At 73.6% G+C, this 25,963-nt stretch carries 28 protein-coding genes; 12 read left to right on the top strand and 16 right to left on the bottom strand.

Annotated features, from left to right (window positions below):
* The first annotated feature begins 91 nt into the window (after positions 1–91).
* Both OTB16_RS33590 and OTB16_RS33595 read left to right on the top strand, forming a co-directional pair.
* Positions 92–1,117: a DUF8017 domain-containing protein gene (locus OTB16_RS33590; protein ID WP_267725922.1), complete on the top strand. Its 1,026-nt coding sequence runs from the start codon at positions 92–94 to the stop codon at positions 1,115–1,117.
* A 70-nt stretch (positions 1,118–1,187) separates the two neighbouring features.
* A complete protein-coding gene (locus OTB16_RS33595; RefSeq protein WP_267725924.1) occupies positions 1,188–2,495 on the top strand; it encodes an MFS transporter in 1,308 nt (435 codons plus the stop codon).
* Here OTB16_RS33595 and OTB16_RS33600 read toward each other — a convergent pair.
* From OTB16_RS33600 to OTB16_RS33615, 4 genes are all read right to left on the bottom strand, one after another.
* Positions 2,482–3,273: a spermidine synthase gene (locus tag OTB16_RS33600; RefSeq protein ID WP_267726012.1), complete on the bottom strand. Its 792-nt coding sequence runs from the start codon at positions 3,271–3,273 to the stop codon at positions 2,482–2,484. The genes OTB16_RS33595 and OTB16_RS33600 overlap by 14 nt on opposite strands.
* A 154-nt stretch (positions 3,274–3,427) precedes the next feature.
* On the bottom strand, positions 3,428–4,273 hold the full coding sequence (locus OTB16_RS33605) for a patatin-like phospholipase family protein (RefSeq protein WP_267725926.1): 846 nt from the start codon (positions 4,271–4,273) through the stop codon (positions 3,428–3,430).
* 121 nt (positions 4,274–4,394) lie between these two features.
* Positions 4,395–5,576, bottom strand: a complete 1,182-nt coding sequence (tuf, locus tag OTB16_RS33610) for an elongation factor Tu (protein WP_267725928.1) — start codon at positions 5,574–5,576, stop codon at positions 4,395–4,397.
* Positions 5,577–5,843: 267 nt separating this feature from the next.
* The gene (locus tag OTB16_RS33615) at positions 5,844–6,560 is read right to left on the bottom strand and encodes a DNA alkylation repair protein (RefSeq protein ID WP_267725930.1); all 717 of its coding nucleotides are present in this window, start codon (positions 6,558–6,560) and stop codon (positions 5,844–5,846) included.
* 49 nt (positions 6,561–6,609) lie between these two features.
* Here OTB16_RS33615 and OTB16_RS33620 point away from each other — a divergent pair, with 49 nt between their 5' ends.
* The 5 genes from OTB16_RS33620 to lnt all read left to right on the top strand — a co-directional run bounded on the left by OTB16_RS33620 (position 6,610) and on the right by lnt (position 10,689).
* Positions 6,610–7,338: a TVP38/TMEM64 family protein gene (locus tag OTB16_RS33620; protein WP_267725932.1), complete on the top strand. Its 729-nt coding sequence runs from the start codon at positions 6,610–6,612 to the stop codon at positions 7,336–7,338.
* Between the two features lie 48 nt (positions 7,339–7,386).
* Positions 7,387–8,265: an undecaprenyl-diphosphate phosphatase gene (locus OTB16_RS33625; protein WP_267725934.1), complete on the top strand. Its 879-nt coding sequence runs from the start codon at positions 7,387–7,389 to the stop codon at positions 8,263–8,265.
* A gap of 113 nt (positions 8,266–8,378) precedes the next feature.
* Entirely contained in the window at positions 8,379–8,555 is a 177-nt protein-coding gene (locus tag OTB16_RS33630) for a hypothetical protein (RefSeq protein ID WP_267725936.1), read from the top strand.
* Between the two features lie 70 nt (positions 8,556–8,625).
* A complete protein-coding gene (locus OTB16_RS33635) occupies positions 8,626–9,093 on the top strand; it encodes a nuclear transport factor 2 family protein (RefSeq protein ID WP_267725938.1) in 468 nt (155 codons plus the stop codon).
* 57 nt (positions 9,094–9,150) lie between these two features.
* Entirely contained in the window at positions 9,151–10,689 is a 1,539-nt protein-coding gene (gene lnt / locus OTB16_RS33640) for an apolipoprotein N-acyltransferase (RefSeq protein WP_267725940.1), read from the top strand.
* Here lnt and OTB16_RS33645 read toward each other — a convergent pair.
* Positions 10,634–11,539, bottom strand: a complete 906-nt coding sequence (locus tag OTB16_RS33645) for a Gfo/Idh/MocA family protein (protein WP_267725942.1) — start codon at positions 11,537–11,539, stop codon at positions 10,634–10,636. The two genes, lnt and OTB16_RS33645, sit on opposite strands and share 56 nt — an antisense overlap.
* Before the next feature lie 81 nt (positions 11,540–11,620).
* On the opposite strand from OTB16_RS33645, the gene OTB16_RS33650 reads away from it, so the two are divergent.
* Positions 11,621–12,142, top strand: coding sequence for a DinB family protein (locus tag OTB16_RS33650; RefSeq protein ID WP_267725944.1), 522 nt, complete (start codon positions 11,621–11,623; stop codon positions 12,140–12,142).
* Positions 12,143–12,238: 96 nt separating this feature from the next.
* On the top strand, positions 12,239–12,769 hold the full coding sequence (locus tag OTB16_RS33655; RefSeq protein ID WP_267725946.1) for a hypothetical protein: 531 nt from the start codon (positions 12,239–12,241) through the stop codon (positions 12,767–12,769).
* A gap of 40 nt (positions 12,770–12,809) precedes the next feature.
* Here OTB16_RS33655 and OTB16_RS33660 read toward each other — a convergent pair whose 3' ends face one another.
* The 8 genes from OTB16_RS33660 to OTB16_RS33695 all read right to left on the bottom strand — a co-directional run bounded on the left by OTB16_RS33660 (position 12,810) and on the right by OTB16_RS33695 (position 19,762).
* Positions 12,810–13,358: a hypothetical protein gene (locus OTB16_RS33660; protein WP_267726013.1), complete on the bottom strand. Its 549-nt coding sequence runs from the start codon at positions 13,356–13,358 to the stop codon at positions 12,810–12,812.
* Between the two features lie 95 nt (positions 13,359–13,453).
* Positions 13,454–14,122 (bottom strand): uracil-DNA glycosylase, encoded by a 669-nt coding sequence (gene ung / locus OTB16_RS33665; protein WP_267726014.1) that lies wholly within the window; start codon positions 14,120–14,122, stop codon positions 13,454–13,456.
* A 134-nt stretch (positions 14,123–14,256) separates the two neighbouring features.
* Positions 14,257–15,840: an ABC transporter substrate-binding protein gene (locus tag OTB16_RS33670; RefSeq protein ID WP_267725948.1), complete on the bottom strand. Its 1,584-nt coding sequence runs from the start codon at positions 15,838–15,840 to the stop codon at positions 14,257–14,259.
* Positions 15,841–15,992: 152 nt separating this feature from the next.
* Positions 15,993–16,754 (bottom strand): SDR family oxidoreductase, encoded by a 762-nt coding sequence (locus OTB16_RS33675; RefSeq protein WP_267725949.1) that lies wholly within the window; start codon positions 16,752–16,754, stop codon positions 15,993–15,995.
* Positions 16,755–16,774: 20 nt separating this feature from the next.
* Positions 16,775–17,536 (bottom strand): 3-oxoacyl-ACP reductase FabG, encoded by a 762-nt coding sequence (fabG, locus tag OTB16_RS33680; protein WP_267725951.1) that lies wholly within the window; start codon positions 17,534–17,536, stop codon positions 16,775–16,777.
* A 173-nt stretch (positions 17,537–17,709) separates the two neighbouring features.
* The gene (locus OTB16_RS33685) at positions 17,710–18,093 is read right to left on the bottom strand and encodes a DUF3037 domain-containing protein (RefSeq protein WP_267725953.1); all 384 of its coding nucleotides are present in this window, start codon (positions 18,091–18,093) and stop codon (positions 17,710–17,712) included.
* The gene (locus OTB16_RS33690) at positions 18,090–18,929 is read right to left on the bottom strand and encodes a HipA family kinase (protein WP_267725955.1); all 840 of its coding nucleotides are present in this window, start codon (positions 18,927–18,929) and stop codon (positions 18,090–18,092) included. The genes OTB16_RS33685 and OTB16_RS33690 overlap by 4 nt, the downstream gene beginning before the upstream one ends.
* A 197-nt stretch (positions 18,930–19,126) precedes the next feature.
* Positions 19,127–19,762 carry an isochorismatase family protein gene (locus tag OTB16_RS33695; RefSeq protein WP_267725957.1) on the bottom strand — a complete coding sequence of 212 codons (636 nt, stop codon included), beginning with the start codon at positions 19,760–19,762 and terminating at the stop codon, positions 19,127–19,129.
* Positions 19,763–19,934: 172 nt separating this feature from the next.
* Between OTB16_RS33695 and OTB16_RS33700 the strand changes: the two genes are divergently transcribed.
* Positions 19,935–20,360: a pyridoxamine 5'-phosphate oxidase family protein gene (locus tag OTB16_RS33700; RefSeq protein ID WP_267726016.1), complete on the top strand. Its 426-nt coding sequence runs from the start codon at positions 19,935–19,937 to the stop codon at positions 20,358–20,360.
* Positions 20,361–20,673: 313 nt separating this feature from the next.
* Here the strand turns inward: OTB16_RS33700 and OTB16_RS33705 are convergent, their stop codons facing one another.
* Complete coding sequence (locus tag OTB16_RS33705; protein WP_267725959.1) at positions 20,674–21,573, bottom strand: LysR family transcriptional regulator; 900 nt, start codon at positions 21,571–21,573, stop codon at positions 20,674–20,676.
* A 74-nt stretch (positions 21,574–21,647) separates the two neighbouring features.
* Here OTB16_RS33705 and OTB16_RS33710 point away from each other — a divergent pair, with 74 nt between their 5' ends.
* Entirely contained in the window at positions 21,648–22,685 is a 1,038-nt protein-coding gene (locus OTB16_RS33710; RefSeq protein ID WP_267725960.1) for a DMT family transporter, read from the top strand.
* Between the two features lie 57 nt (positions 22,686–22,742).
* On the opposite strand, the gene OTB16_RS33715 is transcribed toward OTB16_RS33710, so the two are convergent.
* A complete protein-coding gene (locus OTB16_RS33715; protein ID WP_267725962.1) occupies positions 22,743–24,077 on the bottom strand; it encodes an aminotransferase class I/II-fold pyridoxal phosphate-dependent enzyme in 1,335 nt (444 codons plus the stop codon).
* Positions 24,078–24,147: 70 nt separating this feature from the next.
* On the opposite strand from OTB16_RS33715, the gene OTB16_RS33720 reads away from it, so the two are divergent.
* Positions 24,148–24,843 carry a pyridoxamine 5'-phosphate oxidase family protein gene (locus tag OTB16_RS33720; protein WP_267726018.1) on the top strand — a complete coding sequence of 232 codons (696 nt, stop codon included), beginning with the start codon at positions 24,148–24,150 and terminating at the stop codon, positions 24,841–24,843.
* On the opposite strand, the gene OTB16_RS33725 is transcribed toward OTB16_RS33720, so the two are convergent.
* Positions 24,825–25,859 carry a DMT family transporter gene (locus OTB16_RS33725; protein ID WP_267725964.1) on the bottom strand — a complete coding sequence of 345 codons (1,035 nt, stop codon included), beginning with the start codon at positions 25,857–25,859 and terminating at the stop codon, positions 24,825–24,827. The two genes, OTB16_RS33720 and OTB16_RS33725, sit on opposite strands and share 19 nt — an antisense overlap.
* Positions 25,860–25,963: the final 104 nt, after the last annotated feature.

Below are 25,963 nucleotides of genomic sequence, written 5' to 3' on the forward strand. Positions count from 1 at the left end.
GGCATGTTACCCGTGAGTAGATGCGGATGGCCAGAGCCGGACCGGGGGCGGCCGTGGCCTCCGGGCACCACTCCCACTAGGGTTACCGGCCATGTGGCCAGGACAGCAGCAGCCGCCCGGGGGCGAGCAGAACCCTCAGGACGCGCAAAAGAACCCGTACCAGCAGCAGCCGGGGCAGCCGAACCCGTACCAGCAGCCCGGATACGGTGAGCAGCAGCCCGGCTACGGGTACCCGCAGCCGGGGCACCAGACGCCGCCACCGGTCCAGCCCTGGGGACAGACCCAGCAGGCTCCGGAACCGCAGCCGCCGGGCGGCGGCAGCCCCTACTCCACCAAGACCGTGGCCATCGTGGCCGCCTCGGCCGTCGTGGTGGCGGCCGCCGCCACCGGCGCCTTCGTCCTGACCCGGGACGACAAGACGAACCGGGCGGACGGCAAGCCGGCGGCCTCCTCCTCAGCCCCGCCGTCCTCCGCGCCCGCCCCGGCGGGCACCACCCCGAACCCGCGGGCCGGCGGCGACGTCAAGCCGCTGATCGCGGGCTGGAAGGTGGTCCTCAATCCGAAGTACGGCACTGCCTTCGACGTCCCGCCGGAGTGGAACGTCCTGGGCTCGGGCATGTCGATCGGGTTCGAGGACGACGTGAAGAAGGACGGCGGCCCGGTCGTGATGATGTCGGGACCCGCCTACCTCAAGGAGGACTGGTGCAAGGTCGACTCCGACAAGAACGGCAGTGAGGAGACGACCTCGCTGGCCGGCACCGGCACCAAGGGCGGCCAGGGCGCCAAGGACACCGCCGAGGCCGTGCGCAACGAGGCCGGCAACTGGGTGTTCGCCGGATACGCGCAGAAGGCGCCGCAGGGCACCGTGAAGGTCTCCGACCCGAAGGAGTACACCACCTCCTCCGGGCTCAAGGGCCACATGGCGACCGCCACCGCGCCGGGCATCGCCAAGGAGAACAAGTGCTCCTCCGACGGCAAGTCCATCGCCTTCAGCTTCAAGACCGCCAACGGTGACTTCTCCAGCTGGATCCTCTACAGCGCCGCCGGGGTTCCGGACGAGGTCCCCCAGGCGACGCTCGAGAAGATCCTGAGCACGGTCCGACTCTCCGCGGGCTGATCTCCCTCCGTCCACGGCCCGGGCTCGCAATTCGTTTGGATTCCCGGCCCGGTCCGTGGATAGTCCGGGGGTGAGCCCTACCCCCGCCCTCCCGCCCCGTGCGCCCGCGCGCCGCCGCCGACCCGAGTGGGCCGGCCGGAACTACAGCCTGCTGACGGGCGCCGCGGTCGTCACGAACCTCGGCAGCCACGGGGCCCTGATCGCCGCCTCGTTCGCGGTCCTGGAGACCGGCGGCTCCGGCTGGGACGTCGGCCTGGTCACGGCCGCCCGTACGCTCCCGCTCGTCCTCTTCCTGCTCGTCGGCGGGGCGATTGCCGACCGGCTGCCCCGGCACCGCGTGATGGTCGCCGCGAACACCCTCAACTGCGTCTCGCAGGCCGCCTTCGCGCTGCTGGTCCTGGCCGGAGACCCGCAGCTGTGGCAGATGATGCTGCTGACCGCCCTGTGCGGAACCGGTACCGCCTTCTTCAACCCGGCCGCCGAGGGCATGCTCCTGTCCACCGTCTCCGGCGAGCACTCCAACCGCGCGTTCGCCCTCTTCCGGATGTCCATGAACGGCGCCGGGATCGGCGGCGCCGCGCTCGGCGGCGCCATGATCGCCGCGTTCGGCGCGGGCTGGGTGCTCGCCGTCGACGCGGCCGCCTTCGCCGTGGCGGGCGCGCTGCGCGCCTTCCTCGACGTCAGCCACATCCCCGAACGGGCGCCGGGCGGAGGGCTGCTGTCCGACCTGCGCGAGGGCTGGGTGGAGTTCCGGACCCGGCCGTGGCTGTGGAGCATCGTGCTCCAGTTCGCCGTCGTTGTCGGCGTGATCAGCGCCGCGCAGGCGGTGTACGGGCCCCTGGTCGCCCGGGACCAGCTGGGCGGGGCGGCCCCGTGGGGTCTGGCCCTGGCCTGCTTCGGCGTCGGCACCATCGGCGGGGCCGTGCTGATGATGGTCTGGAAGCCGCGCCGGCTCCTGCTCGTCGGCACGCTCTGTGTGTTCCCGATGGCCCTGCCCTCGGCGGGGCTGGCGATCCCGCTGTCCGTGTGGGCGCTGTGCGGGGTGATGTTCGTCAGCGGGATCTCGATCGAGGTGTTCGGCGTCAACTGGATGACGACGATGCACCAGGAGATCCCCGAGGAGAAGTTCTCCCGGGTGTCCGCCTACGACTGGTTCGGCTCCCTGTCGATGACGCCGCTGGCCACCGCCCTCGCGGGTCCCGCCGAGTCGGCCTTCGGCCGCTCCTCCGCCCTGTGGGGCTGCGCGGCGCTGGTCCTGATCCCCACGGCGGCGGTGCTGCTGGTGCCGGACGTACGCCGGATCACCCGCAAGCCCGCACCGTCCCGCCCGGCCCCGGCGCCCGACGCGCAGCCGGCCGGCTCGCTCACCCCAGGCTGAACGCGCCCTCCGGCGGCTCCGGCGAGGCCACCGCCTCCGCGTCGCCGACCGGCCGGGCCCCCCGTACGAACCGGGTCAGTCCCGCCCCGAACTCCACCCGGGCGGGGAAGGCGTCGGAGGCGCAGCGCCGGGCGAGCTCCGCCACAGGCAGCCCGCCGTCCGACGCCAGCAGCACCGCGTTGCCGAACCGGCGTCCCCGCAGCACCGCCGGCTCCGCGAGCAGGGCCAGCTCCCCGAACACCGCCCCGAAGGTGGCCAGCTGCGCCCGGAGGAAGCCGAACGGCGCCCCGTCGGCCAGGTTGGCCGCGTACAGCCCCCCGGGCCGCAGCACCCGCGCCGCCTCCCGCGCGTACTCCACGGACGTCAGCCGGGCCGGCACCCGGGAGCCGCCGAACACGTCGGCCACCACGACGTCCGCGCTCGCCGGGGGCGCCGCCTCCAGCCAGGCCCGGGCGTCGGCGGCGTGCACCGTGACCCCGGCGTCGGCCGGCAGCGGCAGGTACTCGGCGACCAGCTCCACCAGGCCCGCGTCGAACTCGACGACCGCCTGCCGCGACCCCGGCCGGGTCACCGCGGCGTACCGCGGCAGGGTGAGCGCGCCGCCGCCGAGGTGCAGCAGGTCCAGCGCGAGCCCCGGGTCCGCGGCGCAGTCCAGGACGTGCGCGAGGCGGCGTACGTACTCGAACTCCAGGTGCTCCGGCTCGTCCAGGTCCACGTACGACTGCGGCGCCCCGTCGACGGTCAGCAGCCACGCCCGCTCCCGGTCCACGTCCGGCATCAGCTTGGCGGCGCCTTGGTCCACGTCCCGGATGACCGGTATCTGTTCGTCGCTCACCCCACCATTGTCGGCCCGCCCCCGGCCGGGCCTGACCGCCGCCCGCCGGGACCGTCCGCACCCCGCCGAAACCGCCGGGGCCCCGGGCCGCCCGGCCTCAGCCCGACCAGACCGCCCGCGCTTCGGCGGCGTGTCCGGCGGCCTGGTCGAGGCCCGCCCGCGCGGCCGGGTCGCGCCGGGCCGGGTCCAGGACGTTGCGGCCGAAGACCTTGCGGGCCGCCGCCGACGGGGTGATCAGCAGCACCCGGGTGCCCGCCGCGCGCAGCCGGTCCGCCTGCGCGGCCGGCGAGGGGATCAGCCCGGCGCCCATGGCCATCGGCGCGATGACCACCACCCGCGCGTAACCGGCGGCCAGGTCGGCGTTGGTCGCGGAGCGGATGCCGCCGTCGATGAACCGGCGTCCGCCGACCGTCACCGGCGGCCACACCCCGGGCACCGCGCAGCTCGCCGAGACGGCGTCGAGCAGGCCGCCCCCACCGTCCCGGTCGAAGGCCTTGAGCTCGCCGCTCAGCGCGTCGACGGCGGTGACGACGAGGCGCCGTTCGGGCCACTCGTGCGAGACCAGCCGGGCCGCCAGCACCGTGCGCCGCTCGGCCTCGGTCCCGGTGTCCGCGGCCAGCGCGAGCGCGCCGACCCGCCGCCGGTAGGCCTTCACGTCCCGCGAGCGCGCCATCGCGAGGGCGTAGCGGGCGATGAGGCCCGCCCCGAGCCGCGCCGGGAGCTCGCCGCGCGGGTCGCCGAGCTGGCGCTCGTACAGCTCTTGCGGGGTGAGCAGTCCCGAGGTGAGCTGGGCGCCGACCACCGAGCCGGCCGAGGTGCCGATGACGAGGTCGGCGGTGGTGAGGTCGACTCCGGCGCGGGCGAGCCCGTACAGGATCCCGCACTCCCAGCCGACGCCGGTCAGTCCCCCGCCGCCCAGCACCAGTGCCGTGTCGCCGCCCATCGCCGCCCGCCCCTCGTTCCCGTACGTCCCGTACGTCCCGCGGCCGCCCGCGGTGACGACAGGCAGTCTGGCGCAGCCTGCCCGCCGCCACCACGGAGGGGCCGGAATCAGTGCGGCCGGGTCACTCCAGTACGGCCGTCACGGTGCCCGCGCCGACCGTGCGGCCGCCCTCGCGGATCGCGAAGCCGAGGCCCGGCTCCAGCGGTACGTCCCGCCCGAGCTCCACGGTCATCTCGACCGTCTCCCCCGGCCGCGCCGTGCCCGCCGCGCCCAGGTCCACGTCGCCGACCACGTCGGCGGTGCGGATGTAGAACTGCGGCCGGTAGCCGCTGGCGACCGGGGTCGTCCGGCCGCCCTCGCGCCCCGACAGCACGTACACCCGCGCCGTGAACCGCCGCCTGGGCACGACGCTGCCGGGCGCGGCCACCACGTGGCCGCGGCGCACGCCGTCGCGCGGGACCCCGCGCAGCAGCAGCGCGACGTTGTCGCCGGCCTCGGCGGACTCCATCGGTTTCCCGAAGGTCTCCAGGCCGGTGACGACCGTCTCGACCGGCTCGCCGTCGCCGCCGAGCACGCTCACCCGGTCGCCGATCCGTACGCCGCCCCGCTCGATGGCGCCGGTGACGACGGTCCCGCGCCCGGTGATGGTGAGCACGTTCTCCACCGGCAGCAGGAAGGGCGCGCCGGTGTACCGCACGGGCATCGGCACGTAGGTGTCCACCGCGTCCAGCAGCGCCTCGACCGCCCCGGTCCACCGCGGGTCGCCCTCCAGCGCCCCGAGTCCGGAGACCCGTACGACGGGCGCCGCGTCGCCTCCGTATCCGTGCGCGGTGAGCAGCTCGCGGACCTCCAGCTCGACCAGGTCGGTGAGCTCGGGGTCGCCGGCGTCGGCCTTGTTCAGGGCGACGACGATGTGGTCGACGCCGACCTGCCGGGCGAGCAGCACGTGCTCGGCGGTCTGGGGCATGACCCCGTCGAGCGCGGAGACGACGAGGATCGCCCCGTCGAGCTGCGCGGCTCCGGTCACCATGTTCTTGATGAAGTCGGCGTGGCCGGGCATGTCCACGTGGGCGTAGTGGCGGGTGCCGGTCTCGTACTCGACGTGGGTGAGGTTGATGGTGATCCCGCGCCGGGCCTCCTCCGGGGTCCGGTCGATCCGGTCGAAGGGCACGTAGGAGGCGCCGCCGCGCTCGGCGAGGACCTTGGTGATGGCGGCGGTGAGGGTGGTCTTGCCGTGGTCGACGTGACCCATGGTGCCGATGTTGAGGTGCGGCTTGGTCCGCACGAAGGCCGTCTTGGCCATGATGGTCTTTCCCGTGTCTCGAAGCTGGAACGGGACCCCGGAGCCGGGCCGACCCTCCCCCTGCGGGGTCCGCCGGACTGTCCGGGAAGGGTCAGCTTCGTGCGCCGTCGAATGCGGCGAGGGGGAGTGCTTCCGCGCCTGCGGCAGCCTTCGGCGCGTCCGCGACTGCGGACGGCGCTGCGGGGAAGGCGTACCGGGACATGCCCCTGATCCTGCCGGACGGCCCCCGCGGCGTCGAATGGTTTTCACGCGCGAACGTGCTCGCGGTCAGAGGTTCTTGAGCGCCTCGCGCACGGACAGCGGAGACAGCCGGGAGCGTTCGGCCTCCACGAAGGCGCGGACCGCGTCCGGGTCGGTCCTCGCGTACTCCCGCAGGCTCCAGCCGATGGCCTTGCGGATGAAGAAGTCCGGGTGGGCGGCCTGGCGGCGGCAGTAGCCGAAGAGCCGGCCGGTGTCCGTGGCGTCCTTGTGGCGCAGCTGGTGCAGGAGGGCGGTGCGGGCGAGCCAGAGGTCCTCGTCCCCGATCCACTCGTCCATGACGGCCTTCAGCGCCGGGTCGGCGGCCACCAGCGGGCCCACCGTGTGCGCGGCGAGCAGGTCGACGGTGTCCCACCAGGGGTCGGTCACGACGAGGTGCCGGACCACCGGCAGGAGGGCGGAGGAGCAGCGGGAGACGTGCCGGCGGAGGTAGTCCACGGCGAAGTAACGGTACTCGCGCTCCGCGAGCGTCCAGCAGCGCAGGGCGAGGGCGGCGCAGTCCGCTTCCCGCGGGGCCGGGGTGTCCTTGGTCACCGCCTTCGACAGCTCGCGGCGCAGCGGGGTCGGGATGCCGAGGAAGGGCGAGACGTCCTTCATGTAGGCGGCCATCGCCGCGGCCCGTACGGGGTCGGCGGCGTCCGCGTAGGCGCCGGTCAGCCGGTCCAGGAGGGTGTCCGCGAGGGCGCTGCGGGGTATCCCCGGCGGTCGCGGGTCGTTCCGCTGCATGAGGCCCAGATTACGGCGCGGGGTCCCCCGGGTCGGTTAGTCTCCCGGAATGTCCCTCCTCCTCGCGCCGTGGCTCCGGCTGTCGCTCCTCGTCGTGCTGCTCGCCGCGGCCGGCGTGTGCGTGCTGCTGTACGAGCCACAGCGGATCCTCTCGGAGGGCTGGCCCCCGGGGCTTCCGGTGGGCACGGCGGTTTTGCTGTTCGCGGCCGTGTACGGCGTGTGCGCGGCGGCGTTCGTGCCGCGCCCGCTGCTGAACCTGGCCGCCGGAGCCGTCTTCGGCACGCAGTTCGGCCTGCTCGCGGCGGTCGGCGGGACCGTGCTCGGCGCCGCGATCGCCTTCGGCCTGGGCCGGTACATGGGTCAGGAAGCGCTGCGCCCGTACGTGCGCGGCCGCTGGCTGCGCGCGGCCGACGGCCAGCTCAGCCGGCACGGGTTCCGCTCGATGATCGCCGTCCGGCTCTTCCCCGGGGTGCCGTTCGTGGTGGCCAACTACTGCGCCGCGGTCTCCCGCTGCGGCTGGGTGCCGTTCCTGTCCGCGACGGCGCTCGGGGTCGTACCGAACACCACGGCGTACGTGATCGCGGGGGCCAATGCCTCCTCCCCCGGCTCACCCGCGTTCCTGGTCTCGTTCGGCTTCATCGTGGTGTCCGTGGTGGCCGCCGGAGCCGTCGCCTGGCGCAAGCGGCACCGCCTGGCACCGGCCCTTCCGCTCGGGGCCGCGTACGAACGGGCGCCCCAGCACCCCCCGGTGGTCAGCGCCGCCCCGCACGGGCCCTAGCATCGGACGCGAACTGCCCGACGATCACAAGGACGAGCGCACCCCGACATGAGCTGGTTCGAATCCCTAATCCTCGGTCTCGTCCAGGGGCTTACGGAGTTCCTCCCGATCTCCTCCAGTGCCCACCTGCGGCTGACCGCGGCGTTCGCCGGCTGGCACGACCCGGGAGCGGCCTTCACCGCCATCACCCAGATCGGCACCGAGGCGGCCGTGCTGATCTACTTCCGCAAGGACATCGCGCGGATCGTCTCCACCTGGTTCCGCTCCCTCTACACCAAGGCCCTGCGCTCCGAACAGGACGCGAAGATGGGCTGGCTGGTGATCGTCGGATCGATTCCGATCGGCGTCCTCGGCCTCGTCTTCAAGGACCAGATCGTGGGTCCGGCCCGCGACCTGCGGCTGACCGCCACCACCCTCATCGTGATGGGCATCGTGCTCGGCGTCGCCGACCGGCTGGCCGCGCGCGACGAGGAGGGCGGCCGGCACCGGGCGATCCGCGAGCGCAAGACGCTGGGGCAGCTGAGCGTCAAGGACGGTCTCGTCTTCGGCTTCTGCCAGGCGATGGCCCTGATCCCGGGCGTCTCGCGGTCCGGTGCGACGATCTCCGGCGGCCTGCTGCTGGGCTTCACGCGTGAGGCGGCCGCCCGCTACTCCTTCCTCCTCGCGATCCCGGCCGTGCTGGCGTCGGGCGCGTTCGAGATCCTGGACGTGGTCGAGGAGCCGGGCCACATCTCGTGGGGGCCGACGGTCTTCGCGACGGTCATCGCCTTCTTCGTGGGCTACGTCGTCATCGCGTGGTTCATGAAGTTCATCTCCACCAAGAGCTTCATGCCGTTCGTGATCTACCGGATCCTGCTGGGCATCGCCCTGTTCATCCTGATCGGCACGGGTGTGCTGAGCCCGCACGCGGGCGAGTCCGGCTCGTAGCGGCGACCCCGCTCACCGCTTCGCGTGAACCGGAGGCCGCTCGGGAACGTTCCCGGGCGGCCTCCGCGTCGTTGTGCCTGAGAGACCTGAAGGCAAGCAACAGGGGGCGTCCCATGGGTCGAGTGGTGTTGGAGCGGTTTCCGGCCGGAAGTCCGAGGGGGAGCTGGCCGGCCGAGGAGTACGCGGCGCAGCGCCTGCGCGAGGGGGTGCAGGCCGAGGTGGTGATGGACCTGGACAGCGACGCGTTCCTCGTCGTGGTGCGGCAGCGGGAGGTGTGTTCCGGTCACTGACCGCCTGCGGGGGGGATCCGGCGGGCGCGTGCCCCTTGGCCTCGCACCCCGCCAGCCCCACACTGTCCCGATGACGCAGCGTGTGGACCTCGCGACGGTAATGGACCGGCTGGCGATCGACGAGGTGGTCTCGGGGTACGCGGTGGCCGTCGACGACGGCGACTGGGCCGCGTACCGCGCCCTGTTCGCCGCGGGCGGGCGGGCCGACTACAGCTCGGCGGGCGGTGTCGAGGGGCCGGCCGGGGAGGTCGCGGACTGGCTCGCCGAGACCATGAAGCTCTTCCCGGTGCGTCAGCACCTCATCGTGAACCGGCTGATCCGCGTCGAGGACCTGGGCGGCTCGCCCGGCGACACCGCCCGGGTGCAGGCCGACTTCCTCAACCCGATGCGGCTGGCGGGGCCCGAGTTCGACGGGACCGTCACCGCGCCCAACTTCGTCGCGGCCGGGCGCTACGCCTTCGAGCTGGCCCGCACCCGCGACGGCTGGCGGCTGACCGGCGTCACGGTCCACGAGAAGTGGCGCCACACGAGCGCCTGACCGGGCCCCGCCCCGGCGGCTGATCCACACTGGAGGCGGAGGCATGCCATGGTCCCGATGAGCGGTGCCCGGATCCCGGGCCGGCGGATCGCCGCCGCGGTCCTCGCCGGGGCGCTGCCCGCCCTCGCCTTCCCCGCGCCCGCGCTGTGGTGGTTCGCCCACGTGGCCCTCGTGCCCTGGATGCTGCTGCTGAGGTCGGCCCCCACCGGGCGGCGGGCGGCCCTGGAGGGCTGGCTGGGCGGCGCCGCCTTCATCGTGGCCGTCCACCACTGGCTGCTGCCCAGCCTGCACGTGTTCCTGGTGCCGGTGGCCGCGCTGCTGGGCCTGCTGTGGATCCCCTGGGCGCTGCTGGTGCGGCGGCTGCTCGGCGGCGCCCCCTCGGCCGGCCGGGCGGGCGCCGCGCTGGTCCTCGTACCGGCGGGGTGGCTGCTGTCGGAGCTGGTCCGGTCCTGGCAGGGGCTGGGCGGGCCCTGGGGGCTGCTGGGCGCGAGCCAGTGGGAGGTGCCGCCGGCGCTGCGGCTGGCCTCGGTGGGCGGGGTCTGGCTGGTCGGGCTCGTCGTGGTGGCGGTGAACTGCGCGGTGGTGCTGCTGGTGGCGGTGCCGGGCGCGCGGGCTCCGGCGGTGGCCGGGCTGACGGGGTGCGCGATGCTGACGGGGGTGGTGTGGCTGTGGGCGCCGACGCCCGAGGTGTCGGGGCGGCTGCGGGTGGCCGTCGTACAGCCGGGACCGGTGGCGGACGGCCCGGACAGCACGGAGCGGCGGTTCGCCGTCGGCGAGCGGCTGACCCGGACGGCGGCCGGGCGGCCGGTCGACCTGGTGGTGTGGGGCGAGAGCAGCGTCGGCGAGGACCTGGCGGCCCGCCCCGACCTGGCCCGGCGCCTGGCCGCGCTGTCCGCGGAGGCGGGCGCGCCGCTGCTGGTGAACGTGGACGCGCGGCATCCGTACCGGCCCGGGATCCGCAAGAGCGCGGTGCTCGTGGACGCCCGCGGCCCGACCGGCGACCGGTACGACAAGATGCGGCTCGTCCCCTTCGGCGAGTACGTGCCGGCCCGCGCGTTCCTCGGCTGGGCCACCTCGGTCGGCAGGGCGGCCGGCGAGGACCGGGTCCCGGGGGACGTCCCGGTGGTGATGAGCCTGCCCGGGGGCGTCCGTGTCGGCCCGCTGGTCTGCTTCGAGTCGGCGTTCCCCGACATGAGCCGCCACCTGGTCCGCGGCGGCGCCGGCCTCCTGGTCGCCCAGTCGTCGACCAGCACCTTCCAGGGCAGCTGGGCCCCCGCGCAGCACGCCTCGCTGGCCGCGCTGCGCGCCGCCGAGACCGGCCGCCCCATGGTGCACGCCACCCTGACCGGGATCAGCGCGGTGCACGGCCCGTCCGGGGAGCGGATCGGCGGGGCGCTGCCGACCGCGGCGAGCACGGCGGCCGTGTACGAGGTGCCGACGGCCCGGGGCACGACGCTCTACGTCCGCTTCGGGGACTGGCCGGTCGCGGCGGCCCTCGCCGTACTGGCGGCGTACTGCGCGGCGGCGGGGTCCCGTTCCCTCAGGAGGCCTGCTCGAGGGCCGAGCTCACCACCCGCTCGCACAGCTCGTGGGTGAGGAGCGCGTCCCGGGCGCTGAGCGTACGGCCCGCCGCGACGGCCTCCAGGAAGGCGTCCACGACCTGCTCGACGCCGCGCTGGCGGGCAACCGGAACCCAGTCCCCGCGACGGCGGACCGTCGGCTGGCCCTTGTGGTCGATGACCTCCGCGAGGTTGACGACCTGCCGCTTGGTGTCCTGTCCGGACACCTCCAGGACCTCCTCGGCGGACCCGGAGCGCCGGTTCATGATGCCGAGCGCGGTGAAGCCCTCGCCGGACATCTGGAGCACCACCTGGTGCATCAGGCCCTCGCGCACCACGGCCCGCACGTCGATGTGGTCGGCCTCGGCGGGCAGCAGGAAGCGCAGGGTGTCGACGACGTGGATGAAGTCGTCCAGCACCAGGGTGCGCGGGTCCTCGGGCAGTCCGACGCGGTTCTTCTGCAGGACGATCAGCTCGCGCGGGTGCTCGGCGCACTGCGTGTAGCCGGGCGCGTGGCGGCGGTTGAAGCCGACGGCGAGGGAGACCCCGCGCTCCTCGGCCAGTTCCACCAGCCGTCGCGACCGGGCGAACTCGTAGGCGAGCGGCTTGTCCACGTACGTCGGCACGCCCGCCTCGAGGAGGCGGGTGACGATCTCGGGGTGGGCGGCGGTCGGGGCGTGCACGAAGGCGGCGTCGAGCCCCTGCGCCAGCAGGGACTCGAGGTCGGTGTGCCGGCGCCCGGCCGGGACGTGGTGGAGTTCTCCGACCCGCTCCAGCGTGGCGGGGGTCCGGGTCTGCAGGTGCAGCTCGATTCCCGGGCGGGTGGTGAGGACGGGCAGGTACGCCTTCTGGGCGATGTCGCCGAGTCCGATGCAGCCGACCTTCACCGGGGCCTCCAGGTTCGTTCCGTAGGTATTCCCGCAGCTTAATCCCTGGTGGCGGGGGCCGGGTTCGCCCAGGATGAGGCCATGAATTCCAATGGATCACATCGCCCCGAGCCCGCCACCACCGCCGACGAGCGGGAGATGCTGGACGGCTGGCTCGACTACCACCGCTCCACGCTCGCCTGGAAGTGCGAGGGCCTGGGCGACGAACAGCTCCGCCTGACGCCCTTGAAGCCCTCCGAGCTGAGCCTGCTGGGCCTCGTACGGCACATGGCGGAGGTAGAGCGGTACTGGTTCCGGGAGATCATGCTGGGCGAGGACCTCCCGGAGCTGTACTGCTCCCAGGAGGAGCCCGACGGGGACTTCCACTTCACCGACGGGGACACCTGGGCCGACTCGGAGCGGGTCTGGCAGACCGAGATCGAGCTGGCCCGGCAGGCGTCGGCGGGCCGTTCCCTGGACCTGGTGTCGGACGCGGCCGTCCACCACCGAGGCGAGGTGTTCAGCCTCCGCTGGGTCTACACCCACATGATCGAGGAGTACGCGCGCCACAACGGCCACGCCGACCTGCTGCGCGAGCACATCGACGGCGCCACCGGCGAGTAGGTCCTTCCGCCGGACACCGTCTCCCCGTCACCCGTGCGGGGTGAGTATCGGCTCCGGGTTTTCGCAACGGGGTCCTCGCGCAGCAGAGTTGCGCGAGTGCATCCAACCCGAACCACGACAACCCTGCTGCTCGGAGTGGCCTGTGCCGTCTCGGCGGTGTCCGGCTGTGTGAGCGTGAACCCCGCTCCCGCGAGGCCCGCGGTCCCGCCCGCCGCGGGGGTGCCGCCGCGCCACGAGCCGCGCGGCGGGCCGGGAGCCGCCCCGGTGGTCGTCCGGGCGCCCGCTCTGGAGGCCCTGGAGACCGTCCCCGAGCAGCCCGCGCGCCCCGCGGCGTCCGCCCAGGCTCCCCGGTCCGCGCAGCGCACAGCCCCGGAGGCCGCAGGCGGGCTCCCCCGGGCCGTGCCGCCCGTACCCGGCATCCCAGAGCCCGCGAAGACCGCCGAGCCCCTCACGGAGCGGCAGGGCGGCCGCGGGCACCGGGCGCGGCCCGACGCCGAGGCCGGGCGGAAACTGGTACGGGAGCTGCCGGTGCGCCCCGCCGACGTGTGCGCGCTGGGCCGGCGGCACGGCCGCTGGCACCCGGACAGCCCGGAGGCCCGCGTCTGCGCGGGCGTCCAGGGCGGCTGACCGCGCCCGGGGCCCCGGGCGGCCGTACACGGGTGCATGCCTACGGGCCCTGCTCCGGAAACGGCCCCGGCCCATGTTCCCGGCCCTGCTCCCCGGCGAGGCGCCGCTCCAGGCGGGCGATGGCGGCCCGTACGCCGTTGCCGTACCCGTCGTCGGACAGCGCTCCGGTGGCGGCGCGTGCCCGCGCCAGGTGGACCCGGGCCGCCTCGGGGCGGCGCAGTTTGACGTAGTCGGCGGCGAGGCTGAGGTGGAGGGACGGGTAGAACACCCGCATCGCGAGCCGCGGTTCGTGGTGCGGGGTCCGCCCGGCCGGGATCCCCTCGCCCGGGGCGGCCCCGGTGGCGGGCGCGTTGGCCGCGGTCAGGGCCCGCAGGTCCCAGGCCAGCTCGTCGGCGGGGTCGTCCTGCGCGTCGGCCATGTAGTGCGCGAGCGTGCACCGGTGGAGGGAGTCCCCCTCCTCGCCGATCTCGGACCAGATCTCGCCGAGCCGGTTGCGGGCCTCCTCGCGGTCCCCGGCGTGCAGCAGGATGACGGCCTGGCCGATCCGGGTCATGACGGCGTCCTCCGACGCCTCCTGCTGCTCCGTCAACGCGGCCTCCGGCTCGCTCCGCCGGACCTGCTCCGGTCCGGTCGTCACGAAGCTAGCCGGAGGCAACGGCAATGGCGCCGAGGCGCGGGGGCACGTCAGCCGAGGTCGGGGATGCGCCAGTCGATCGGCTCATGGCCCTGGGCGGCGACGGCCGCGTCGATCTGCGTGAAGGGGCGGGAGCCGAAGAACTTCTTGGCCGACAGCGGGGACGGGTGGGCGCCCTTGACGACCGCGTGCCGCCCCTCGTCGATCAGCGGGAGCTTCTTCTGGGCGTAGGCGCCCCACAGGACGAAGACCGCCGGGTCGGGACGCTCGGACACGGCGCGGATCACCGCGTCGGTGAACTTCTCCCAACCCTTGGCCTTGTGCGAGTTGGGCTCGGCCTCGCGGACGGTGAGCACCGCGTTGAGCAGCAGGACTCCCTGCCGGGCCCACGGCATCAGGTACCCGTTGTCGGGGACCGGCAGGCCGAGTTCCTCCTTCATCTCCTTGTAGATGTTCCGGAGCGAGGGCGGGGTCTTGACGCCGGGCTGCACGGAGAAGCACAGGCCGTGTCCCTGGCCCGCGCCGTGGTAGGGGTCCTGGCCGAGGACCAGCACCTTCACCCGGTCGAAGGGGGTGGCCTCCAGGGCCGCGAAGACCTGCTCGCGCGGCGGATAGACCGGCCCGTTGGCCCGCTCCTTCTCGACGAACTCGGTGAGTTCCCTGAAGTAGGGCTGGTCCAGCTCCCCGCCGAGGACGGGGAGCCAGGACTCGGGCAGCATCTGGGTCACGGCGAAAACCTCCGGTACAAGTTCGTGCGACTGCTCCAGAACCTACCGGGGGCCACCGACAACGCCTCGGCCACCTGCCGCGGTGCGCGCCCGTCCCGGCCGCGCACCGCTCCGGCGACCGTCGCCTACCAGCTGGTCTTGCGGTACAGCTCCCACATCTGCATGGCGGTCTGCGGGTCGAGCGCCCGCTCGGCGCCCGCGATGTCGTCGCGCGCGGCGACGTACAGCTTGCCCTGCCACAGGGGCAGCAGCCGGACGTCCTCGGCGAAGATCTGCTGGGCCTGCTCGAACTCGCGGATGCCGGCCGCGCGGTCGCCCTCGCGGCGGGACTTCGGCAGCAGCTCGTTGATGATCTGCGCGGGCTCGTACGGGGTGCCGACCGCGTTCTCCTTGCCGACGAACGGCGCGATGAAGTTGTCCGGGTCCGGGAAGTCGGGGAACCAGCCACGGCCGAAGATGGGGTACTCCCCGCCCTTGTAGCCCTCCTGGAAGGTCTTCCAGGGCTGGCCGCGCAGGGTGATCCTGAAGAGGTTGCTCTCGTCGAGCTGCCGCTTGATCTCGGTGAACTCGTCCGCGGTGGAGGCGCCGTAGCGGTCGGTGGTGTACCAGAAGGTCAGGTCCACCGGCTGGGTGATCCCCGCGTCCTTGAGGATCTTCTTGGCCTTGGCGACGTCCGCGTGACCGTACTTGTCGAAGAACGGCGTCTTGTGGCCGACGACCCCCTTGGGAACCATCGAGTACAGCGGCTCGGCGGTGCCCTGGTAGACCTTGGACACCAGCGCGCCGCGGTCGATGACCTGGGCGATCGCCTGGCGGACGGCGAGCTTGTTGACCTGCGCGTCCTTCGGGTTGAAGACCAGGTAGCGGATCTCGGCGCCGACGTTCTCCACGACCTGGACGCCCTGCGAGTGGGTGTCGGGGGCCTGGAGAGCCCGGACTTCCGCGGCCGAGAGGCCTCGGTAGGTGGCGTCGATCTCCTTCGCCTTCAGGTCCGCGATCATCTTCACGGAGTCCTTGAAGTAACGGATCGTGACGGCGTCGTTGCGGCGGTTGGCGAAGCCCGCGTAGCTGGCGTTGCGGCTGAGGACCGCCTCGCCGCCGTCCTTGTAGGAGTCGAGCACGTACGGGCCGGAGCCGGTGATCTTGTCGTCCTCGCGGACCTTGTCGGCCGGGTAGTCCTTCGGCGCGACGAGCGAGGCGGCCGGGGAGCCGAGCACGTACGGGAAGGTCGCGTCCGGGGTCTTCAGGTGGAAGACGACGGTCAGCGGGTCCGGGGTCTCGATCTTGTCCAGCGTGCCGAAGAGGTCCTTGGGACCGAGCTTGTGGCCGATGGTGCGGATCCGGTCGAGGGAGTGCTTGACGGCCTTGGCATCCAGGGCCTCGCCGTTGGAGAACTTCAGGCCCTTGCGCAGGGTGCAGCGGTACGACTCGTTCGCCGTGTCCGTGAACTCGCAGCTCTGGGCGGCGTCCGGCTGGGGCTTGGTGGAGCCCGTCGGGAAGGCCAGCAGGGTCTGGTAGACGTTCCGGTACAACTCCCAGGAGCCGTCCCATGCGGCCGCCGGATCGAGGGTGCTCGGGGCGCTGGTCGTGCCGACGACGATTCTCTTCTGGTCGCCACCGCTGTCGTCCGAGAGCAGGCCGCATCCGGCGAGCAGGGATATGGACGCAAGGGCCGCAGTGATCTGCAGGCATCTGGTCCGGTTGAACACGTGCACGCTCCTCGATCAGCCAGGGGTGCGGCAGACCCTACCGCAGTGCCCCACGAATCCAATGGATAGGTTTCGTGGGGCACTTGACCGGTTCCGTGCATATTCGGTATGCATTTGGCTCTCTTTAGGAGGCCAATACGTCCGATTATCGGTCAGTGCACGCCGGCATTGAGGAACATTCCTCCGTCAACGACGAGAGTTTGCCCAGTGATCCATTCCGCTTGTGCAGATGTGAGGAACGCCGCGGCCCCTCCGATGTCCTCCGGAACCCCGAGCCGGCCGAGCGGGTACGCCGCCGCGGCCTCCTGCTCGCGCCCCTCGTAGAGCGCCTGGGCGAACTTCGTCTTGACCACCGCGGGGGCGATCGCGTTCACCCGGACACCGGGTGCCATCTCGTGGGCGAGCTGGAGGGTCAGGTTGATCATGGCGGCCTTGCTCATCCCGTACGCGCCGATGAAGGGCGAGGCCGAGACGCCGGCGATCGAGGCGATGTTCACGATCGCCCCGCCGTTGTCCTTCTGCCAGGCGTGCCAGGTCCGCTGCGCGAAGCCGAGCGCGGAGATCACGTTGGTCTCGAAGACCTTGCGCGCCACCCCGAGGTCGAGGTCCGCGATCGGGCCGAAGACCGGGTTCGTGCCGGCGTTGTTCACCAGGAAGTCGACCCGGCCGAAGGCCTCCATGGTCCGCTCCACGGCGACGGCCTGGTGGGCCTCGTCGTGGGCCTTCCCCGCGACCCCGATCACCCGGTCCGCGCCGAGCCGCTCCACGGCCTCCTTCAGGGCCTCCTCGTTGCGCCCGGTGATGCAGAGCCGGTCGCCGCGGGCGACCAGCGCCTCGGCGACGCCGTAGCCGATGCCCCGGCTCGCGCCGGTGATCAGTGCGACCCTGCCGCTGTCGATGCCGTCGTACGTCATGACGTGCGCCCTGCCTCTCGTCAGTTGAGCGGGCCGCCGGCCACGTACATGACCTGGCCCGAGACGAAGCCGGCGGCCTCGCCGGTGAAGAACGCGATGGCGTTGGCGATGTCGTCCGGACGGCCGACGCGCTGGACGGGGATCTGGGTGGCGGCGGCCGCCTGGAAGTCCTCGAAGCCCATGCCCACGCGCGCGGCCGTCTGGGCGGTCATCTCGGTGACGATGAAGCCGGGGGCGACGGCGTTGGCCGTGACGCCGAACTTGCCGAGCTCGATGGCCAGGGTCTTGGTGAAGCCCTGCAGACCGGCCTTGGCGGCGGCGTAGTTGGCCTGACCCCGGTTGCCCAGCGCCGAGCTGCTGGAGAGGTTGACGATACGGCCGAACTTGGCCTCGACCATGTACTTCTGACAGGCCTTCGACATCAGGAACGCACCGCGCAGGTGCACGTTCATGACCGTGTCCCAGTCCGTCTCGCTCATCTTGAACAGGAGATTGTCGCGCAGCACGCCCGCGTTGTTCACGAGGACGGTCGGGGAGCCGAGCGTGCTCGCGACGCGCTCGACGGCCGCCTCCACCTGCGCGGCGTCGGAGACGTCGCAGCCGACCGCCAGCGCCGTGCCGCCGGCCGCCGTGATCGCCTCCACGGTGTCCTTGCAGGCCGCCTCGTCGAGGTCGAGTACGGCGACCGCCCGGCCCTCGGCGGCCAGGCGCACGGCGGTGGCCGCGCCGATGCCCCGGGCCGCCCCGGTCACGATCGCGACGCGCTGCTCGGTGGTGGACATGCTGGATCTCCTCGCCCTTGAGAGGCGGCCGCCCAGAGGTGAGCAACCGCTTAGTAGCTTCAGCTGAGGAGACGCTAGGAGCCCTGGCACCCGGTGTCAACGGGGGTCCGCCCCACCCGGGCCGGCGGACGCCCCCCGGGCGGACGGAACGCCGCCGACGACACGGCCCCCACCTAGAGGACCAGCAGGCCCAGGAGCCGCTCCACCTCCGCGGCGGGGTCGGCCGTCAGTCCGGTGTGCACCGGGCCCGGCTGGACCACGGTGCTCCGCGGCGCGATCAGCCAGCGGAACCGGCGGCCCGCGTCGTCGCCGGCCGCCTGGCCGGCCCCCTCCCCGCCGCCGCACACGCCCTCGACCCCGCGCAGGGCGGCCCGGACCCCGGCCACGTCGGCCTCCGGGTCCAGGGCGAGGAGCTTGGCCTCGTCGAGGTGGATGCGGGCGGCCACGTACGCGTGGGCCCGGCTGTAGACGATCACGCCGGCGTTGAAGCACTCGCCCCGTTCCATCCGGGGCACCACCCGTACCAGCGCGTACTCGAACACGTCCCGCTTGATCACTCGCTGTCGCTCTTCTTCCGGTGGGGCTGGGGGGCAAGACGCTCGGCGAGCCATCCGGGAGGTCCGGACCGCGGCCTCGCCTCGGCCTCCATCGTGATCCTCTCGTGGATGGAGGCCGCGCGCGGCAGCAACACCTCCACATAGGCGCGGCGCAGGGCGTCGGTGGTGTCGAAGCCGGGCTCGTCGACCAGCCATTCGTCGGGAACGTCGGCCGCCACCTCGGTGAGCAGCTGTTCGGTGACGAGCGGCGCGAGCGCGGCGGCCGCCGCCGCGACGTCCGGTCCGACGGGGGCCAGGACGTGGTCGGAGGCGTTGTACGGCTTGGCGGCCGCGGCCCCCGCCGTGGGCCAGTTGTGGTGCCAGATCATGGTGGCGCCGTGGTCGATGAGCCAGAGGTCGCCGTGCCAGACGAGCATGTTGGGGTTGCGCCAGGACCGGTCGACGTTGTTGATCAGGGCGTCGAACCAGACCACGCGCCCGGCCTCGACCGGGTCCACCTGGTAGGCGAGCGGGTCGAAGCCGATCGACCCGGGCAGGTAGTCCATGCCGAGGTTGAGCCCGCCGCTGGCCTTCAGCAGCTCCTGGACCTCCTGGTCGGGCTCGCCGAGCCCGATGACGGGGTCGAGCTGCATCTGCACGAGCCGCGGGACCCGCAGGCCCAGACGCTGGGCGAGGCGCCCGCAGATGACTTCGGCGACGAGGGTCTTGCGGCCCTGGCCGGCTCCGGTGAACTTCATGACGTAGGTACCGAGGTCGTCGGCCTCGACGATCCCCGGGAGCGAGCCGCCCTCACGCAGGGGCGTGACGTAGCGGGTCGCGATCACTTCTGTGAGCATTTCGCCAGGCTATCCGGCGACCGCACTTCACGATCCAAGGCGGTCGTGAAAGCGTCGGCCGTCCTGGCGAGACGGACCACCGGCCCCGCGGAGTCCGGGGAGTTCCGGCCGGGCATCCCGCTCCCCTGCGCCCCGCGCCCCCGCAGGCCGCGATCTGCCTGGCCGTCGCCGACGCCGCCCCCGGCGGCGAGCCGCCCTCACGCGGGGCGTGAGGGGGGCCGGGTCGCGGGTGCCCACTGCCCGAGGAGCTCTTCGGCCGTGGTGATGGTCGCGACCAGCGCGAGGGAGTTGCGGATGACCTCGGCGGTGACGGAGGCGGGCACTCCGGCGATGGCGTCGGCCGGGACCACGACCTGATAGCCGAGGTTGACTGCGTCGAAGACGGTGTTCGGGATCGCGATGTTGGAGGAGACCCCGGTGACGACGAGCGTACGGATGCCCAGGTTGCGCAGCAGGGCGTCCAGGTCGGTACCGGCCATCGGGGAGAGCCCGTGCAGCCGCCGCACCACCAGATCCTGCCCGGCCACCACGATCGGGGCCGCGACCTCCACCGCCCGGCTCCCGGTCAGCTGCCGGACGGGCAGTTTCCCGGCGGCCCGGAACAGCCGTGCGTTGGTGTTGGCCCCGAGCCCGTCCGGACGCCGCTCGGCGACCGCGTGCAGCACTTGTACGCCGGCCCCGCGCGCGGCGTCGGCCAGCGCGGCCACCCGCCCCAGCACGCCCGAGTCCCGTGCCTCCTTGGCGAGTTCGGGCAGCGCGCTCTCCTTGCCGACGACGCCGTTCTGGCACTCGACGGTGAGCAGTGCGGTGGTGGCGGGATCGAGATCCGGCATGGCTCCCCCTGGCGTGACGACGGAAGAGCCCGCATGATTCCTGACACATAGTCAGATGTGAAGGGGCGCGGGCCGGATGGACGACGACGCACGCTTGAACGGGACACGCACGGACGGAGCGCTCGCGGACGGGACGCTCGCGGACGGAGCGCAGCGGCGGGGCCGCCGCATCATGATGACCGGGGAGGAGGTGGACGCCTTCCTGCGGGAACAGCGCACCTGCCGGGTGGCGACGGTCTCCCCCGACGGGCGTCCGCACGTGGGCGCCCTGTGGTTCGCCTGGGACGGCCGCTCCTTGTGGCTGTACTCGATCACGCGCAGCCGGCGTTGGTCCGACCTGCGCAAGGACCCCCGGATCTCGGTGGTCGTGGACTCGGGCGAGGCGTACGACGAGCTGCGCGGCGTGGAACTGTCGGGCAGCGCCGTCTTCGTGGGCGAGGCCCCGCGCACGGGAGAGCCGTGCCCGGAACTGGCGGAGGCCGAGCGGATCTTCCCGGTCAAGAACTTCGGGATCGAGGAGATGCCGCACGACGGCCGGCACGCCTGGATACGCCTCACCCCCGATTCGGTCGTCTCCTGGGACTTCCGCAAGATCTAGGGGGCCGCCGGGACGCGGGAACGCGGCGGCAGAGCGGCGCGGGCGGCCCAAGGCGGCTGCAGCGCAGCGACCGGAAGGTTCAGGTGTCGCGGCGCCCGGCACGGCACTTCGCCGCATTGTCGGACCACACCCGTACGCCCAGTACGAGGCGTGGCCCTCCACCTTGCGACGCACCGCACGCACCGCACCGCACACACCGCACGCACCGGACACCACAACCCGGCGACCCCTCCGGCCACAGCACCAGGGGGTGTCGTCGAAGTCGTTCCGTACGCCCGCAGGGCACGGCAGGAACGAGTGTTGACGACACCCCCTAGACCCGGTCGGCCGCCTGTCGCAGCGCGTCGACCGCGGCCCGGATGGAGGGCCGCCGGCCGGCGTCCGCGCGCCAGACGGCGTACACGTGGCGGCGGACGCTGTCGGAGACCGGCAGCAGCCGGACCCCGTCCGGCACCGGGCCGCGGCCCAGCCTGGGCGCCACGCACACCCCGAGCCCGGCCTCCACGAAGGCCAGCTGGGTGTGGTGTTCCTCGGCGATGTGCGCGATGCGCGGTTCGGTGCCCGTGCCGCGCAGGGTGAACACCAGCCACTCGTGGCAGAACTGGCCCTCGTTCCAGGAGATCCAGTCGTCGTCGGCGAACTCCGCGAGGGAGATCTCCGCGCGGTCGGCCAGCCGGTGGCCGGCCGGCACGGCGATGTCCACGGAGTCGTCGAGCAGGTGGGTCCGGGTGAGTTCCGCGGGCACCGGCATCCGCTTGTTGTGCCAGTCGATGGCCAGCGCCATGTCGAGATCCCCGCGCACCACCGCGGCCATGCTCTCCTCCGGCTCCTGTTCGCGCACCAGGGCGCGGAGCTCCGGATGGTCCGCGCGCAGCGCGGACACGGCCCGGGGCAGCAGGCCGCGCATGGCGGTCGGGAAGGCGCCGATCCGCAGCTCGCCGACCGCGCAACCGCGCTGGGCCTCGACGTCGGCCTGGGCGAGCTCGACCTGGGAGATGATCCGGGCCGCGTGGTCGGCGAGGAGCCGTCCGGCGTCGGTGAGCCGGATCCCGCGCCCGTTCCTGGCCAGGAGCGGCTGGCCGACCTCGCGCTCCAGCTTGGCCATCTGCTGCGATACGGCCGAGGTGGTGACGTGCAGGCCGCCCGCCGCTCCGCCGACCGAGCCGTGGCGGGCGAGTGCGTCGAGGGTGCGCAGGCGCTCCAGGTTCAACATGTAAGCAATGCTACGACGTCGCCCCGACCAACTCTCGCTTGTCCTACGAAGTTGATACGAGCACAGTAAGGGCCATGAGCGCACCCGCGGCCCCCCGTCCCACCCCCACGGCACCCTCTCCCGCCCCGGCCACCGCCCCGGGCGCCCGGCCGACCGCCGGTCCCGCCGCCCCCGCTGCCGGTCCCGCCTCCCACCCGGCCGGGCTGCCGTCCGGCCGCCGTGCCCGCCTCCTCGACTGGCGCGTCCGCTTCGCGGTCCTCTCGGTGGTCTGGGGCTTCAGCTTCCTCCTGATCAAGGTCGGCACCGAGGCGTACCCCCCGTTCCAGGTGGCCCTGGGCCGGGTGCTGTTCGGCGCGCTCGCGCTGCTCGCCGTACTGCTGGTGCGCCGCGAGCCGCTCCCCCGGGGCCTGCGCACGTGGGGCCACCTGACGGTGGCGGCGCTGCTGCTCAACACGCTGCCGTTCTCGCTCTTCGCTTTCGCGGAGCTGAGCATCCCCTCCAGCCTGGCCGGCATCTGCAACGCCACCTCCCCGCTGTGGGGCATGGCGCTGTCGATGGTGGCCCTGTCCGAGGACCGCCCCACCCGGCGCCGTTTCGCCGGCCTGGGCCTGGGCTTCCTCGGCGTCCTCACCGTCCTCGGCGCCTGGCAGGGCTTCTCGGGGGTCGACGGCAAGGGGACCGCGCTCGCCCTGCTGGCCTCGTTCTGCTACCCCATCGGCTGGATCTACGTCCGCCGCACGCTGGCCGGCACCCCGGGCTCCCCGGTGGCCATGACGGGGGCCCAGCTCCTGGTCTCCACGCTCCAGCTGACCCTGACCAGCGCCGTGTTCACCTCGGCCCCCGCGTCGTTCCCGCTCTGGCCGACCCTGGCGGTGATCGCGCTGGGGGCCCTGGGCACCGGACTTGCCCTCCAGATGCAGTACGGGCTGGTGACGGAGGTCGGCCCGACGACCGCCCAGATGGTCACCTACTTCATCCCCGTGATCGCCACGGCGGCGGGCGTCCTGGTCCTCGGCGAACAGCTGCACTGGAACACCCCGGTCGGCGCCCTGATCGTCCTGGCCGGAGCCGCACTCACCCAGACCCGCCCCGCCGCCCGCAAGCCGGCCTGACGGCCCCGTACCGGCCGGGGGAACGTCCCCGCGGGCGGTACGGGCCGCGGCGGCGGGTCACACGTAGCGGACCCCGGCCGCCCCCGGCCGGACCGCCGCCGCCACGGCGTCGGCCAGCGCCGCGACCTCCGCCGGCCGCAGCCGCGACACCGTCAGCCGCACGCCCGGTCCCGACTCGACGCGGAACCGGGCCCCGGGGGCCACCGCCCAGCCCGTGGCGAGCAGCCGCGTCACCACGCCCGTCTCGTCGGCGACCGGCACCCACACGTTCATCCCGCTCCGCCCGTGCGCCGCCACCCCGCGCTCGCGCAACGCGGCGACCAGCGCGTTCCGCCGCTCCCCGTACGAGCGCGCCACCGCCACCCGGTCCACCGCGCCGGAGGACCACAGCTCCACGACCGCGTACTGGAGCAGCCGGCTCACCCACCCGGGGCCCAGCCGCTGCCGCCCACGCACCCGGTCCAGCGTCACCGCGTCGCCCGTGAGCACCGCGAGCCGCAGGTCGGGCCCGTACGCCTTGGCCGTGGAGCGGACCAGCGCCCAGTGCCGCGTCACCCCGCCCAGCGGGTGCAGCGGCAGGTCGACGAAGCCGTGCCCGTGGTCGTCGTCGATCACCAGTACCTCGGGGTGGTCCGCCAGCAGTCCCCGCAGCACCGCCGCCCGCTCCGCGCTCACCGCGGCTCCGGTCGGGTTCTGCGCCCGTGAGGTCACCACCAGCGCCCGGGCCCCGGCCGCCAGGGCCCGCGCCAGCGCGTCCGTACGGGGGCCCTCGTCGTCCACCGCCACCGGCAGCACGCGCAGTCCGAGCGCCGGGGCCAGGTCCAGCACGCTCCCCCAGCCCGGGTCCTCGACGGCCACGGCGTCGCCCGGCCGCAGGTGCGCGGCCAGTACCCGCTCGATGGCGTCGAGGGCGCCCGAGGTGAGCGCGACCGGCCCGTCCGGCACCCCGTCCGCGTCGAAGCCGGCCCGGGCCAGGCGGGCCAGTTCCGGCGCGACCGGGTCCTGGCCGTAGAGGGCCGGCCGCCGCGCGTACGTCCGGGCGGCCGCGGCCAGCGGTCCGTCCAGCGGGGGCAGCAACGCCACGTCCGGATTGCCGTCGGTGAGGTCCCGTACGCCTTCGGGCACCTCCGTCCGCAGCGCGTCCCTCGGGGCGCTCGACGGCCGGGACCGCACCCGGCTGCCGCGCCGCCCGTCGGTCTCGATGACCCCGCGCTCGCGCAGCGTCCGGTAGGCGGCGGCCACGGTGTTCGGGTTGACCCCGAGCCGGGCGGCCAGCTCCCGCATCGGTGGCAGCGGCGTTCCGGGCGCGAGCGCGCCCGCGCCCACCCCCGCTTCGACGCTGGCCGCGATATCCGATGCGCCCCGACCTGTGATTCGATACTCTCCTAGCACAAAGCTCATTATGCACTAATGCAATGGAGATCGCACGGTGACCACCACATCGACCTCGACGACGGAGACCATGGAGACGACGGAGACGACGGAGACGACCGGCTCCGCGCCCGCCGGGGCCTACGAGCCCACCGACCGCACGGTCCCCACCCGGTCCCGCGAACGCGCGCACTACGACCGCGAGACGGTCCACTCGATCCTCGACCAGGCCTACGTCTGCCACCTCGGCTTCGTCCGCGACGGCGCGCCCGTGGTGCTGCCCACGCTCTTCGCCCGCGTCGGCGAGTCCCTCTACATCCACGGTTCGACCGGCTCGCGCCCGCTGCTCGCCGCCGGCCGCAGCGACCCCGGCCTGCCCGTGTGCGTCACCGTGACCCACCTCGACGGCCTGGTGCTGGCCCGGTCGGCGTTCCATCACTCGCTCAACTACCGCTCCGTACTGGTCCACGGCACCGCCCACCAGGTCACGGACGAGGCGGAGTGCCGGCTGGCGCTGGACGCCCTCGTCGACCACGTCGTCCCCGGCCGCTCCGCCGACTCCCGGCCGGCGAACGCCCGGGAGCTCGCGGCCACCGCGGTGATCCGCCTGGACCTGACGGAGGTGTCCGCGAAGATCCGCACCGGCGGCCCGAACGACGACGCCGAGGACCTCGCCCTCCCGTACTGGGCGGGCGTGGTCCCCGTCGCACCGGTGTACGGGACGCCGGAGCCCGCCGCGGACCTGGCCCCCGGCACCGCCCTGCCGGGCTACCTCGCCGCGCGCTGAGGACCGCGCCGCGGCGCGCCGGGCCGGTGTTCCGGAGCACCGCCCGGACCGCCGGCCGGCCCCGCACCCCCGTTCGGCCCCGGACCGCCGGCCGGACTGACCGCCGGCCGGCGGGACTCCGCCCCGATCAGCGCCCCGACGGCCGTCAGCAGCAGTACGGTGCCCAGCACCACGGCGCCGGTCAGCCGCTCCCCGAGCACCAGGACGGCGATCACCGCCGCGCTGACCGGCTCGATCAGCATGATCACGGAGACGGTCGCCGCCCGTACGGCGGCGGCCCCGGTGAAGTAGAGCGCGTACGCCAGCGCCGTCGGCACGACGGCCACGTACACCAGCAGCCACAGCACCCGACCGAGTTCGGCGGTGTGCGGCAGCAGCCCCTCCAGCGCGGCGAGCGGGAGCAGGCACACCGTGCCCACCCCAACCGACCAGGCGGTGGTGACCAGCGGATCGCCGCCCGCCCCGCGCTGCCCGAGCCACCGGGCCCGCAGGGTCATGGCCGCGTACCCGGCGGCGGACAGCAGGGCCCAGCCGACGCCGAGCGGCCGCACCTCGCCGCCCCCGCTGCCCAGGACCAGCACGGCCAGCCCGGCCATCGCCCCGACGACGGCGGCGCTCCCGCCGCGGCCGAGCCGCTCGGCCATCCAGTAGCGGGCGCCGAGCGCGATGAGCACCGGCCCGGCCCCGAGGGTGACCACCGTGCCGACGGCGAGACCGGTCTCGCGGACGGCGGCGAAGTAGGCGGCCTGGAAGAGCGTGAACAGCAGCCCGGTCGAGATCAGCGAGGGCACCGAGGGCCGCGGCCGCCGGGCGCCGGAGCGCGGCCGGCGCCGTACGGCGAGGACGGCCAGCAGCACGGCGAGCCCGCCCGCGCAGCGCCAGAAGGACAGCGAGAGCGGGCCGAGGTCACTGGCGAGGAAGAGGAGGGAGGCGGCCGCTCCGGCGGTGCCCCAGGCGGCTCCGGCGAGAACGAGGTACAGCAGACTGCGCCCGGTGGCGGGCGAATGGTTCGACACGTGTGGTCTCCGCGCATGCGTGAAGGATGAGAGGGGAAAGGTCATCGCTTCGCGGGCAGCGCGCACCCGCCCGGGAACACCCGGGCCGGGGCTGTCGTACGTGG

Source organism: Streptomyces antarcticus (assembly GCF_026627255.1).
In the GTDB taxonomy this organism is placed as follows: domain Bacteria; phylum Actinomycetota; class Actinomycetes; order Streptomycetales; family Streptomycetaceae; genus Streptomyces; species Streptomyces antarcticus.

Bases quoted from the DNA above. Each gene is read 5' to 3' on its own strand.
- OTB16_RS33620 (WP_267725932.1), top strand. From the start codon at position 6,610: ATGTCCCTCCTCCTCGCGCCGTGGCTCCGGCTGTCGCTCCTCGTCGTG.
- OTB16_RS33625 (WP_267725934.1), top strand. From the start codon at position 7,387: ATGAGCTGGTTCGAATCCCTAATCCTCGGTCTCGTCCAGGGGCTTACG.
- OTB16_RS33605 (WP_267725926.1), bottom strand. From the start codon at position 4,273: ATGGGCGGCGACACGGCACTGGTGCTGGGCGGCGGGGGACTGACCGGC.
- tuf (WP_267725928.1), bottom strand. From the start codon at position 5,576: ATGGCCAAGACGGCCTTCGTGCGGACCAAGCCGCACCTCAACATCGGC.
- OTB16_RS33720 (WP_267726018.1), top strand. From the start codon at position 24,148: ATGGAGACGACGGAGACGACGGAGACGACCGGCTCCGCGCCCGCCGGG.
- OTB16_RS33675 (WP_267725949.1), bottom strand. From the start codon at position 16,754: ATGACGTACGACGGCATCGACAGCGGCAGGGTCGCACTGATCACCGGC.
- OTB16_RS33630 (WP_267725936.1), top strand. From the start codon at position 8,379: ATGGGTCGAGTGGTGTTGGAGCGGTTTCCGGCCGGAAGTCCGAGGGGG.
- lnt (WP_267725940.1), top strand. From the start codon at position 9,151: ATGAGCGGTGCCCGGATCCCGGGCCGGCGGATCGCCGCCGCGGTCCTC.
- fabG (WP_267725951.1), bottom strand. From the start codon at position 17,536: ATGTCCACCACCGAGCAGCGCGTCGCGATCGTGACCGGGGCGGCCCGG.
- OTB16_RS33615 (WP_267725930.1), bottom strand. From the start codon at position 6,560: ATGCAGCGGAACGACCCGCGACCGCCGGGGATACCCCGCAGCGCCCTC.
- OTB16_RS33635 (WP_267725938.1), top strand. From the start codon at position 8,626: ATGACGCAGCGTGTGGACCTCGCGACGGTAATGGACCGGCTGGCGATC.
- ung (WP_267726014.1), bottom strand. From the start codon at position 14,122: ATGCTGCCCGAGTCCTGGCTCCCCGTCCTCGGCGGGGAGCTGGACCAG.
- OTB16_RS33690 (WP_267725955.1), bottom strand. From the start codon at position 18,929: ATGCTCACAGAAGTGATCGCGACCCGCTACGTCACGCCCCTGCGTGAG.
- OTB16_RS33650 (WP_267725944.1), top strand. From the start codon at position 11,621: ATGAATTCCAATGGATCACATCGCCCCGAGCCCGCCACCACCGCCGAC.
- OTB16_RS33695 (WP_267725957.1), bottom strand. From the start codon at position 19,762: ATGCCGGATCTCGATCCCGCCACCACCGCACTGCTCACCGTCGAGTGC.
- OTB16_RS33600 (WP_267726012.1), bottom strand. From the start codon at position 3,273: ATGCCGGACGTGGACCGGGAGCGGGCGTGGCTGCTGACCGTCGACGGG.
- OTB16_RS33710 (WP_267725960.1), top strand. From the start codon at position 21,648: ATGAGCGCACCCGCGGCCCCCCGTCCCACCCCCACGGCACCCTCTCCC.
- OTB16_RS33700 (WP_267726016.1), top strand. From the start codon at position 19,935: ATGATGACCGGGGAGGAGGTGGACGCCTTCCTGCGGGAACAGCGCACC.
- OTB16_RS33705 (WP_267725959.1), bottom strand. From the start codon at position 21,573: ATGTTGAACCTGGAGCGCCTGCGCACCCTCGACGCACTCGCCCGCCAC.
- OTB16_RS33590 (WP_267725922.1), top strand. From the start codon at position 92: ATGTGGCCAGGACAGCAGCAGCCGCCCGGGGGCGAGCAGAACCCTCAG.